We start from the raw sequence: 12,707 nt of genomic DNA, 5'->3' as shown, positions 1-12,707 counted from the left end.
GGCTTCTGTTAATTGTGGAGATCTCTATATTTTTGTTCAACTTACTTGTTTTTTTAATCTAACTCAGAAGCTAATAACAAACTTGTAAATATTAAAACTGGTAGGTATTAAAAGTTGTAAATATCAGTAGTTGTAAATATCAGTAGTTGTAAGTATCAGTAGTTGTAAGTATCAGTAGTTGTAAGTATCAGAAGTTGTAAGTATCAGTAGTTGTAAGTATCAGAAGTTGTAAGTATCAGAAGTTGTAAATATTAAAAGTTGTAAGTATTAATTTGTAAGTAATGAGAATTTTCAACCTTATTTTTGTAATCCTGTTTGTGATTTTTGCGGCTTTACAATACAATGATCCGGATCCATATATATGGATGCCCATTTATCTTTATGGGGCTTTTGTTTGCTGGATGGGTTATAGGGGTAAAATGAATGTTGTTGTGCTGTTTGCCGGCCTTGCCGTTTTTATGGCTTATGCGCTTTATCTTTTTGTGGCTGAGGATGGTGTGCTTTCATGGATAGTTGATCACGATGCCGAAAATATCGCAGGGACAATGAAAGCTGAAACCCCATGGATAGAAGATTCCAGGGAGTTTTTTGGACTCTTGATTTTGATAACGGTCTTTCTCATCAACTATTTTCATTTTCGAAAACGCTCAGTCATTAGAAAATAATAGTGCCGACTTCAAACCCAAACGTACTGAAAGTAGAAAATAATAGTGCCGACTTCAAACCCAAACGCACTGAAAGTAGAAAATAAATAATGTCGACTTCAAAACCAATCGCACTGAAAGTAAAAAATAAATAATGCCGATCTTCAAAATGCAAAGCCCCGGATTCGAGTCCGGGGCTTTGCTATTCCAACTCTTTTGTGTTACATCGCCCATCACTCATAACTAAATAACTCACTCATCACTCATCACTCATAACTCATCACTCAAACCGGATGCTTTGCAACGCAATCTGCGAGTCTTCTTTCTGGTCTACTGGTTTGCTAACCACAAACAACTTATGTTTCTTACCATCAGACACAGGTTCAATTTTTGTTTTGATAGCGGTAACTGCGGGTTTTGCCTGTGTACCTTTCGCTCCGCCAGCCGGTAAATTTATTTGTCCTAATACTTTACCTTTTGCATCATCAAGCCTGATTTCAAATGTAAAGCCGTGTGTTGGAGGTTCCAGCCAGGCTGCATTCAGTGATATTTCGTTAACACCGGCAAGGTCAATGTCTTCCACTACAAAAGATCCGTTTGTTTTTGGAACTATAAGCAGGGCCATGCCATTCATATTCATTTTAGAATAACCGGCCATTGTTTTCACACCACCAAACGACATTTTATTGTTCCTCAACACAACCACTGCATCGCCTGTAAGTGGTTTGATGTTTGTGCCCCCTTTATCGGTATAACTGGCAGAAAGATAAAGTAAACCTCTGTCCAATACAGGTTTGTTAAGAGTAGGGTTCACAACACCGGATGCAGGAAGACTTTTTCCATCAGCCTTAGAGCCGGCCAGTGAGCGGATCCAGGTTACAATCTGTTTTGTATCACCTTCCTTCAAAGTCGGGTGTGCAGGCATGGCAACTTCTCCCCAAACACCGCCACCACCTTTGATAATTTTTTCAACGAGGTAACTAACAGCTTTAGGATCCTTTTCGTATTTTTTTGCAACTGCTGTATATGCAGGTCCTATAGATTTCTCATCTGTTTTATGACATGATTTACAATCCAGCGCCAGCATCGTATTGCGGCCGATCATGGCTTCAGTGAGAACCTGGTGTCCCTGTGATGAAGCAGCCCTGTCTGAACCTTCCATATATTCCGCTGATACCACCAGGCTGGAAACATCAGCACCGGCCTGTGCATCATCTTTATCCGAAACCTTTACGGCATATTCCACCGGTTTGCCAGGGAAATAGAAAGTCTGGTTACCAGTAAGTCCGATGGTAACAACGGGAGTTTCGTTACCGGCATAAACCGCAACAGAATTACTTTTAACAGCCGCCTTTTTATCATCGAGTACTTCAACAGAAACATTGTAGTCACCCGCTTTTTCAAATGTATATGTGATGGTTGGCTCAGTTGTTTCTTTTTTTGTTCCTCCCAGGTTCCAGACATAAGTGAGTTTGTCTTTTTCCGGGTCAACTGCTTCAACTGAGGCTGTTATCTTAAATGGAAGGGCACCGGTGGTTCTGTCAACATTTAGTGCGGATAGTTTTGCCGCACGATTACCGCCATTGTAATCGATTCTTGATAAAGCTGCATCCGCATTTTTAGAGAACCAGCCGGAACCATATTCAAGTGCATATAATTTTCCATCCGGACCGGTTTCCAGGTCGATCAGGCTGTTAAACTTAGTGCCGCCCATAAATGGCTCCATCTTATCGAAATCGCCGTTTTCCTTCGTAGTGACAACTTTAACCCAACCGCGGATCCAATCGTAGATAAACAATTTGTTATTAAAATAATCAGGATAACGGGTATCCTTAGGAAACATATCTGTATAATAAACCGGGCCGGCCATAGCATTTCGTCCACCGGAGCCAACCTGCGGGAAGTCTTTTGATTCACCATATGGATACCAGATAAATGCGGGTGACACTGCTGGTAGTTCTTTCATGCCCGTATTATTCCTTGAATTGTTTACAGGTTTTGCGGGATCAAATGTTTCACCTGATTTTCCGGTCGCATAATCATAGGCGTTATATGGATAGTTATTCCCCACAAATAATGGCCAGCCGAAATAGCCGGCTTTCCTCGCCTGGTTTAATTCATCATAACCACGGGGTCCGCGTGTACCGATGCTGTCTGCATTTGCATCAGGACCAACTTCACCCCAATACAGGTAACCTTTCTTTTTATCAACCGAAATCCGGTATGGATTACGGTTACCCATTACAAAAATTTCCGGTCTTGCATTCGCTGTACCTTTTGGAAACAAGTTACCTTCCGGTATAGAGTAGGAGCCATCTTCGTTTATTTTGATACGCATGATCTTTCCACGCAGATCGTTTGAGTTACCAGAGGACCTTCTTGCATCATATTGTTCATGCCCCGGACGGTCATCCATTGGACCAAAACCTTTGTTTACATAGGGTTGACCCGGTTCGTCAAATGGTGTTGAATTATCGCCGGCAGAAAGGAACAACTCTTTGTTCGGTCCAAAGGCGATTGAACCGCCGGTATGGCAACAAATCTCTCTTTGCGAATAAAACTGAAGGATGATCTTTTCAGACTTCATATCAAGCGTATCGTTTTCAAATTTGAAACGGGAAAGCCTGTTCACAGAGGTGTCGCTCGGGCTATAAAATGCAAAGACATAATGGTTTTTTGCAAAGTCAGGATCAGCTTGCAGCCCAAGGAAACCTTCTTCTGCATTCGCGCCTTTTGTGCTTGTTTTAAAATATACATTGAGGAAGCCGACCTGTTTGAATGATTTATCAGCATTTTTATACTGCATCAGTTCACCACGACGCTGTGCGATAAGAACGTCAAAATTTGGAAGGATAGTCATTTCGGTAGGCTCAAACATGGTGCCTTCGGTCAGAATCGTTTTTGTAAAACGGTCCTCTTCGGGTACCAGCGGGCTTTTGGCTTTTGCATAATCCAGCTTTTTATTATCTCCAATGGCGTATTGGATGCCACCAAGCAGGTGTTTCAGGTAGTTATCTTCCTTATAGGATATATCGGTATGCCCCAATTCTGTATAAAAAGCACGTCCACCATCAAAATCATGATACCAGGCCATAGGATGATTATCATTGTTTTTGCCACCCTTGTAGCTTTTTTCATCAATTTTGATCAGGACTTTTACATCAGGATTGATTTTTTTGAAATTGTACCATTCGTCTATCCGGCGCCATTCTTTGGGCAGATGTTTTGTTGAGATATGCGTTTGATCCACTACATCAAGCTTTGCTTCCTGTTGTTCCGGGTGGCTTTCAAACTGTGCACCGACAAGGCGGTTGTACCAGCCCCAGTCGTATTCGCCGTCTGTCGCGGAGTGAACGCCTACAAAACCACCACCTGATTGGATATATCGTTCAAAATGGGCTTGCTGGTAGTTGTTCAGCATATAACCGGTGGTATTCAGAAAAATAACGGCTGAATATTTTTGTAGCGAATCTTCATTAAAATATGCTGCATTTTCGGTTGTATCTACGTCAAAACCATTCTCCGCGCCCATTTTCAGAAGGGCCTCTTTACCAGCGGGAATGGAACTGTGACGAAAACCGGTGGTTTTGGAGAAAACAAGCACCCGGGGTTTTCCAGAGCGCGAGTTGCAGGCAAATAAAATTGAAAGAATGCACAAAAGGCAGGCGAATCGAAGCAATTTTCTCATTTGTAAGAAGTTGGGTATTTGAGTTATTAATTATGAATTATGAGTTATGAGTGAGTGATGAGTAAGTTATTAGTAAGTTATTAGTGAGTTATTAGTGGGTGATGAGTGACGGATTTGCGCTGTTTCCGGGATTTGTTGGACATATAGTATATATGTATGTATATATGTAAGAATAAATGTAAGCTTAAGGTGATATGTAGAATGATTGTGATATTCAGGCATATTGTGAGCTAAAATAATACAATCTGTGGTCAATAATTTGGAAAGCTGGTTCGTAAATTAATTATTAAATCACCAACTAACAATTGACAATTAGATTTAAAATTATGTCAGAGTATTAGATATTTTCACTACTTTTGCAGCCCATTTCAGGATTTTTAAGTAAATCCGGATTACCCACAGGGCCCAAAAAGTTCTCCGTCTGTTCGGAGGCGCCAGCAGGGTGTAAAAATTAAAATTGGATAAAATGCCAAAGGTAAAAACGAACTCCAGTGCCAAAAAACGGTTCAAAGTAACGGGCACGGGCAAGATCACCCACCAGAAGTCTTATAAAAGACACATTCTCACAAAAAAATCAAAAAGAAGGAAACGCGCACTGGGCAAAGATGGATTGGTGCATAAGTCAAACCTTGATTTTGTAAAAAGACTTTTAAGATTGAAATAACACCGGATTCCAATCTATCAGGATCTCCAATCAATCTTAACTATTCAATTAACACTATAAAGTCATTATATGCCACGTTCAGTAAATGCAGTTGCCTCCAGAGCCCGCAGAAAACGTATCTTAAAAGCTGCCAAAGGTTATTATGGCAAGCGTAAAAATGTTTATACCGTTGCGAAAAACGTAATGGAAAAAGGTCTTACTTATAAATATGTAGGCCGTAAATTAAAGAAAAGAGAATACCGCGCATTGTGGATCGCCCGTATCAATGCGGCAGTACGCGAAGAAGGTCTTACTTATTCTCAGTTCATCAACCTGCTGAATAAAAAAGGCATTACACTTGACCGTAAGATCCTCGCCGATCTTGCAATGAATGAACCCGCGAGTTTCAAGACTCTTGTAGGATCAGTTAAATAAATCAGCTTAATCAGTGAAACTGTCAGGAATATTAGTTCTCCTTTCAAAATTAAACTGGCTTAAATAATAAGAACCGGGCTCTGGCCCGGTTTTGTTGTTCTGTATATACCACAAAGGATTATTTTTGTATAATCTTGTTCCTGTTTGTGAAATTTTATCTCATCATCATTAAAATTTACAACTATCAGCAATCCTAACGAGTACATGAACAATAGCTACGCCGATCTGGTGAAGCAAACTTTCAATTATCCCCAGGAAGATTTTGAAACAAAGGACAGCTATCTCCATTTTAATGGTCTTGATCTAAAAGCACTGATTGATAAGTATGGTACGCCTATGAAGCTTACTTATCTCCCTAAAATCGGGATGCAGATCAATAAGGCCAAACGGATGTTTGCAAACGCTATAAAAAAACATCGCTACGAAGGCAATTACAGCTATTGTTACTGTACCAAAAGTTCGCATTTCTCTTTCGTTGTCGAAGAAGCATTAAAGCATGAGATCCACCTGGAAACTTCTTATGCTTATGATATAGAGATCATCAAAAAGCTTTACGAGAAAAGGAAGATTAACAAGGACATTTTTATCATCTGCAATGGTTATAAACAGAAATCTTATACCAGCCGTATTGCGGGCCTGCTCAATTCAGGTTTCAAAAATGTGATACCTGTTCTCGATAATCCGGACGAGTTAGCTAATTATAAAAGATCGGTAAAAGTTCCTTTCAAACTGGGCATCCGTGTGGCTGCCGAGGAAGAACCAACCTTTCCTTTTTATACATCCCGCCTCGGATTCAGGGTAAGGGATATCCTTGAATTTTATGTCGACAAGATAGAAGGCAATGAGGACAAGTTTCAATTGAAAATGCTTCATATCTTCCTGAACAAAGGCATCAAGGATGATATCTATTACTGGTCCGAGCTCAACAAGATCATCAACCTTTATTGCCAGTTGAAGAAGATCTGCCCGGAACTGGATTCTATCAATATCGGTGGTGGTTTTCCCATCAAGCACTCATTGGGTTTTGAATACGATTACCAGTTTATGATTAACGAGATTGTAGGAAACATCAAAAAAGCCTGCAAAAAGAATAAGGTTAAGATGCCAAACATCTTCACTGAATTCGGAAGTTATACAGTTGGAGAAAGCATGGCCCATATCTATAGTGTGATTGGTCAGAAACAGCAGAATGACCGTGAGATCTGGTACATGATTGATTCATCTTTTATCACAACTTTGCCGGATACCTGGGGTATTGGTGAGAAGTTTTTATTATTACCGGTTAATAAATGGGATCAGGAGTACCAGCGGGTTGTACTCGGGGGAATAACTTGCGACAGTCATGACTACTATGATTCGGAAGAACATGTGAACGAGGTTTTCCTGCCGAAAGTGGCCAATGGCGAACCATTGTATGTGGGGTTTTTCCATACCGGCGCTTATCAGGATCAGATCAGCGGATACGGGGGTATTAAACATTGCCTTATCCCATCGCCCAAACATATCATTGTCGAGAAGGACAAAAACGGCAAACTGGTTGATTGGGTTTATGCAAAAGAACAGACTGCCCAGAGCATGCTGAAGATTCTTGGTTATGTTAAGTAGGAGAGATCGGTGAGATCGGAGGCTTATCAGTTTGCTCATCCGTTTATGTAAATAATTTAAGGTTCAGGGAATTCGGCTTATTTTTAGCGAATACCGGGACCTTTTTTTCGTTGATGCATCTTTGTTAAGATATCCTGTTAAGATATCCTGATAAAAGGTACGCACATTACCCTTACATACTCTTCTAAACTTAAAATGCAATTCTTGATGAAAAGTGCTTTTCTTTCTGCAGTCTTGTTTCTGTTTATTATTTCTGCGAACGCCCAGAACGCCGAGGACAGCGTTAAGGCATCAGTGAACCAGCTTTTTGAAGGCATGAAAAATGTTGATCCGGAGCTCATCAGGAACAGTTTCGCTGACAGTGCTGTTTTGCAGACCATAGTCCGCAGCCAGGATGGAAAGGTTACGATAAAAAATGAGTCGGTTGCTGCTTTTGCCTCTTCTATCAGTAAACAAACCAGGGGGGCGCTTGATGAACAGATTCAGTTTGAATCAGTAAAGATTGACGGCGACCTGGCTTCTGTATGGACGCCCTATAAATTCTACTTCTCTGGCAAACTAAGCCATTGCGGCGTGAATTCTTTTCAGCTTGTAAGGACGAAAGGCGTTTGGAAAATACAGTACCTTATAGACACGCGACGTAGAACTGGTTGCGAATAAAGTTATGAGTTATGAGTTATGAGTGATGAGTGAGTTGTCAAGTTATGGATGTTTATTTAGTGTCTTTTAGTGACTGAGGAGGTAATAATACAATTAATTCATCATTGGAAAATTCACCACTAACTCATCACTCATAACTCATAATTCATATTTCTCTTGAATCATTTTTTCTTCAATCTGTATTTTTTAAGCACTTTGTTGCTGTTGATATATTTTTCCAATTCGTCGGGGCTCATATCACTTGACATTTCAAGGGGAACATCAATCAACTGTGTCTGCATCTGTTTGATTTCCTCTTTCAGCTTATTTGTTTTTCTTGTGATATCCGGGTCTCTCTCGCCTACAAGTTGATTTTCGCGGAGCATGTATTCAAGCCTCTTATAATTACCTCTTAATGCAGATGCCTGGTTCTGGTCGAAAACTTTTTGTGGAGCTACCGCTTCTTTAACAGGAACTAGCGTTACACCAATTGATGGCATCACCTTGCCGACGTTCTGCGAACTTGTACTGGCTGAGGACGCAAGAACGCTTCCGGTCAGTGCTGTGGTAGACGACGTAATATCAAATGTTGTACGGGTACCTTTGACCCTTTTTACCCCTTTATCGAGCTGGATAAAAGTAAATTTCATTTGAAGGATGTAAGACTCGGTGAACTTCACCTGTTGATTGTATTCCTGCACAGCCAGCGGATAGTTAAGGGCATCCCTGACAATGATTTTTACAAGAGCCGTATCCCTGGCCATGAAACGATTAGTGCCAATAAAGCTTAGCTGAAGAATCTTAACCCTTGCAGAGTCACTTTCCTTTACAAAATCAAAAGGCGCCGTCCACATAAAATCATCATCACATTTTTTGACCTGCGTAAAATTTTTCAGTGGGGTATTGGCATAAAACGTAATGTTTTCAATAGGAAAACTTCCATTTTCACATTGAATCTTAAATGCAATGGTATCACCTTCATCAACGTATAAGGTAGAACTAACAGATGGTTTGACCTTAGAGGTGATTATGTCTGTATTGTAAAATGTAATTGAAAAGAAAGTGTCAATCCTTTCTGCCGGGTTGTTTAAGCTCTGCACACCGATATTGACCCTGTACTCATTATCATATTTCAGTTTGCCCGACATGAAATAAGATTTTTCAGCCTTGAAGGTCAGCATACCGTTGTCCTTGTTGATTCGAAGACCTACCGGTGAATTTCGCAGGTACCAATAAAAATTTCGGGAATCTTTATTGATTTCAAGTTGATAATTCAGTGTTGAATCAACATGAAGTGTAAAATATGGATTGATATTCTTTATCCGTAGAACCGTATCGGCAGGCGTGATGGGAACAGTGTCGGTTATGCGTGGGATTGTGTCCACTACAGATGTATCCTGCGCTTTAATTAGCGACGAAGGAGCTACAGACCATAACACAATCAAAACCCAGGAAAAAGTACGAACAAAATTTTTACTCATGAGTTGCAAAATCGTGCCCGAAGTTAACATAAAACAACAAAAAACCCATCCGATATGCATCTGGATGGGTTTTTATACATGAAGTTCGTGACTGAAGAGGTCGAAAATTAACGTTGTTTTAAATTAACTGATATGAATCAGTACCCAGTAATCATAGCAATACACAAATCACTACACAAATCACTACTCAAATCACCACTCAATCACTACGTAAATCACAATAATCCCACATTACTACTCAAATCACTACGCCATTCAACATAATCTCAAATTACTACTCAATCACTAAGCCAATCAATATGCTCTCAAATCCGTGAAAATTAACATCTGTCGTGCCTGCCATTTACAATTCCAATGCAATATTTCCCATGCAACGTTATTAATTACCAGCTTAATTAGTCACGATACTAATTGCTGTACACTGATACCAATTACTGTACACTGATATCAATTTCTGTACACTGATATCAATTACTGTACACTGATTTGTTTACCAGCCTGGGCAATTTCTTCTTTTTTGGGCAGATATACCTTCAGCACACCGTTTTCATATTTGGCCTGGATATTATCAACATTCACTTTATCGTCTACATTAAACGATCTTTTGAATGAACTGATAGTAAATTCCTTGCGTACGGTTTTGTAGTCTTCTTCCTTGGTTTCGGTTTCTTTTGCTTCAAAACTGATAGTAAGTAAACCCTTTTCTACTTCAACTTTGAAGTCTTCCTTGTTCCTTCCTGCTGCGTTAAATTCAAGGTGATAACCGTCTTTAGATTCAAGGATGTTCACGGGAACCGAGCCAGATTTCTGTCCGTTGGACCACTGTGACTGCGCACCATTGAATAACTCGTCAAAAATGGTATCGAATGTCTTTACCGGGCGATTGTTGATTTTTACGAATGTCATTGTTTTATGCTTTTTAGTTATTTAATTTTTACCGGATAGGGTATGACAAACGATATACCATTCCAAAAAATACAGCTTTAGGATGACAAGATGAAGGTAAGGCTCAGGATTTGCTGCCAAAACGCCGGAAGCTCTCCGGTTATTATGACAAAACGGCTGTCTCGACTCATCTTTATAGCTAGTGTTAAACCTTTTATGTAATTTTGCGTTCTTAATTAGGTAGAAAACTTTAGAAAATCTTTAAAAAAATTTCATTTCAATATGTATCCAGCAGAAATAGTGCTTCCAATGAAGGAAGAGTTAACAGAAAATGGTTTTTCTGAGTTATTGTCACCGGTTGATGTTGACAACCAATTGAAGCAGGAAGGCACAACCCTGGTTGTGGTTAACTCTGTTTGTGGTTGTTCGGCCGGAACCGCCCGCCCGGGTGTGTTAATGGCTGTAATGAATTCGAGCAAAAAGCCTGATCATTTAGCTACCAGCTTTGCAGGATTTGACCTGGACGCTGTAAAAAAACTCCGTGAACATCTTTTGCCTTATCCACCATCTTCCCCGTCAATTGCTCTTTTTAAAGACGGTGAACTGGTGCATTTTATCGAGCGTCACATGATCGAAGGAAGATCGGCACAGATGATTGCACATAATCTCATTGCAGCTTTTGATGAATATTGCTAAGATTTGAATATTGCAAAGAATGATTGTAAAGAATGAGTGTAAAGATTTATCGCTGATCTGATCAGCTTATTTAATAGAAATAGCCCTCTTAATATTAATAAGAGGGCTATTGTATTTTGATAATTAGAGGTGTATTTCAATATTAAGACGGGTATTTCAATAATATGAGGGTTATTTCAATAATATGAGGGTTATTTCAATAAGAGGCGTATTTCAATAATACGACGTGTATTTCGATAATAACAGGGCTATTGAATTTCCGGCTCCTTCATTATAACTGCATTATAATATAGCTTTAGTCTTATATTATAGCTATATTCTGGCTTTATTTATAGTGCCTGGGGTTATTATCGCGGCGGCGTGAATCAGACATCAACATATCTCCGGCCACATTATTTGGGTACAGGAGGAAGAAATCACAAATCCTTTCTTATCATTGCAAATTCAATCTAAATCCTTTCTCGTTTCATGTATCCAAACCTCTACTACGCCTTTGAAGATCTTTTTGGGATAAAAGCCGGTGTTCTGCGTTTCGTAAATTCCTTTGGCTTTTTTGTGGCGATAGCGTTTTTACTGGCTGCGTATGTTCTTACCCGTGAGTTGAAACGAAAAGAGCGTGACGGTCTCCTGCAAAGCCAGGATGTGAAAATTACTGTCGGTCAACCTGCTTCGGCGGGCGATTTGTTATTGAACTTCCTCCTGGGTTTTGTTCTCGGATATAAAATAGTTGGTCTTTTTCTTACTTCGAGGGACGAAGCACCGGACCCCCAGCAATACATTTTTTCAGCCCAGGGTAACTGGATTTCCGGCACCCTGCTGGGTGTATTTTTCATGGGTGTGAAATGGTTTGAAAAAAACAAACAGAAGCTGGCCAAACCGGAAGAGCGTACAATACGCATCTGGCCACACGACAGGGTAGGAGATATCGTGATCTATGCTGCGCTTTTCGGTTTCCTCGGTGCCAAGCTGTTTCATAATTTCGAAAACTGGGACGACTTCATTGCAAATCCAATTGAAGCCCTGCTTTCCTTCAGCGGGCTCACATTTTATGGCGGGCTGATTTGTGCAACCCTTGCAATCTGGTATTATGCCAGGAAACATAAGATTGGATTCGTACACTTGTGTGATGCTGCTGCTCCTGCCTTGATACTCGCTTATGCTGTTGGCCGTATTGGCTGCCAGGTTTCAGGCGATGGAGATTGGGGTATATTAAACAGTGCTTATGTAACAAATGCTGATTCAAAAGCAGTAAGAGGAGATTCTACGCAGTTTAATGCTGCTGTAAATGCGAATACTGTATATTATCAAAGGCAATTCCCGGGTCTGCCAATATCTGAAATTCATCATACTCCTACGGTAGCACCATCCTGGTTGCCAGACTGGATGTTTGCTTATTCATATCCACATAATGTACTTGGTGATGGCGTCCCGATAAAAGGCTGCGAGGGACAGTATTGTACTCATCTGCCCATCCCTGTTTACCCCACACCATTTTATGAGACGATAATGGGGCTACTACTTTTTGCTTTGTTATGGTCGCTTCGGACCAGGCTGAAGATACCGGGAACCATGTTTGCTTTTTATCTTATTGTGAATGGTCTTGAACGTTTCCTGATCGAACAGATCCGTGTTAATAATAAGATGAACCTTTTTGGTTTGCATCCGACGCAGGCTGAGGTGATTGCGGTTTGTCTTTCGCTTTGCGGGATTGTGTTGTTCCTGTTTTTACGGCGCCGGTATAGCGCTGGTTTGAAGGCGTCCTGATAATTGAACAGCATCTTTAACTCTGATCACAGGTATACCAGTATCATTAAGCTACAGTTCTTTTTCATTCCTTCGCTCCGTTGGGGGCGGGATTGTGCCTTTTTGCGGCTGTGTCCCGTGGTTAATACCTTTGCTCATGTCCGTTCTTTGTTGTTGTCTCCGATCGGCTTTTTTGCCCTGATCAGCTTCAGTAACTCCGACTACGGCATGAAGTGCTGGTTTGCTTT

Annotated in this window: 10 protein-coding genes; 7 read left to right on the top strand and 3 right to left on the bottom strand. The window is 40.4% G+C overall.

The features are described from left to right. Positions 1-281: 281 nt before the first annotated feature. On the top strand, positions 282-665 hold the full coding sequence (locus VK664_RS27865; RefSeq protein WP_461402012.1) for a transmembrane 220 family protein: 384 nt from the start codon (positions 282-284) through the stop codon (positions 663-665). A 259-nt stretch (positions 666-924) separates the two neighbouring features. On the opposite strand, the gene VK664_RS27860 is transcribed toward VK664_RS27865, so the two are convergent. Beyond that, the gene (locus VK664_RS27860) at positions 925-4,332 is read right to left on the bottom strand and encodes a ThuA domain-containing protein (protein WP_461402011.1); all 3,408 of its coding nucleotides are present in this window, start codon (positions 4,330-4,332) and stop codon (positions 925-927) included. A gap of 466 nt (positions 4,333-4,798) precedes the next feature. Between VK664_RS27860 and rpmI the strand changes: the two genes are divergently transcribed. The 4 genes from rpmI to VK664_RS27840 all read left to right on the top strand — a co-directional run bounded on the left by rpmI (position 4,799) and on the right by VK664_RS27840 (position 7,675). Then, a complete protein-coding gene (gene rpmI / locus VK664_RS27855) occupies positions 4,799-4,996 on the top strand; it encodes a 50S ribosomal protein L35 (RefSeq protein WP_461402010.1) in 198 nt (65 codons plus the stop codon). Between the two features lie 69 nt (positions 4,997-5,065). Beyond that, a complete protein-coding gene (gene rplT / locus VK664_RS27850; RefSeq protein WP_461402009.1) occupies positions 5,066-5,410 on the top strand; it encodes a 50S ribosomal protein L20 in 345 nt (114 codons plus the stop codon). A 204-nt stretch (positions 5,411-5,614) separates the two neighbouring features. Further along, entirely contained in the window at positions 5,615-7,015 is a 1,401-nt protein-coding gene (locus VK664_RS27845; RefSeq protein WP_461402008.1) for a type III PLP-dependent enzyme domain-containing protein, read from the top strand. A gap of 207 nt (positions 7,016-7,222) precedes the next feature. Further along, on the top strand, positions 7,223-7,675 hold the full coding sequence (locus VK664_RS27840; RefSeq protein WP_461402007.1) for a nuclear transport factor 2 family protein: 453 nt from the start codon (positions 7,223-7,225) through the stop codon (positions 7,673-7,675). A 161-nt stretch (positions 7,676-7,836) separates the two neighbouring features. Here VK664_RS27840 and VK664_RS27835 read toward each other — a convergent pair whose 3' ends face one another. After that, the gene (locus tag VK664_RS27835) at positions 7,837-9,135 is read right to left on the bottom strand and encodes a hypothetical protein (RefSeq protein ID WP_461402006.1); all 1,299 of its coding nucleotides are present in this window, start codon (positions 9,133-9,135) and stop codon (positions 7,837-7,839) included. Between the two features lie 471 nt (positions 9,136-9,606). Further along, on the bottom strand, positions 9,607-10,041 hold the full coding sequence (locus VK664_RS27830) for an Hsp20/alpha crystallin family protein (RefSeq protein WP_461402005.1): 435 nt from the start codon (positions 10,039-10,041) through the stop codon (positions 9,607-9,609). A gap of 261 nt (positions 10,042-10,302) precedes the next feature. Here VK664_RS27830 and VK664_RS27825 point away from each other — a divergent pair, with 261 nt between their 5' ends. Further along, a complete protein-coding gene (locus VK664_RS27825) occupies positions 10,303-10,716 on the top strand; it encodes a BrxA/BrxB family bacilliredoxin (RefSeq protein WP_461402004.1) in 414 nt (137 codons plus the stop codon). A 468-nt stretch (positions 10,717-11,184) separates the two neighbouring features. Then, positions 11,185-12,480, top strand: coding sequence for a prolipoprotein diacylglyceryl transferase (locus tag VK664_RS27820; RefSeq protein ID WP_461402003.1), 1,296 nt, complete (start codon positions 11,185-11,187; stop codon positions 12,478-12,480). Positions 12,481-12,707: the final 227 nt, after the last annotated feature.

This window comes from Flavitalea sp. (assembly GCF_035489435.1).
GTDB lineage: Bacteria > Bacteroidota > Bacteroidia > Chitinophagales > Chitinophagaceae > DATHKG01.
This window is presented reverse-complemented; position numbering and strand designations above follow the sequence as displayed.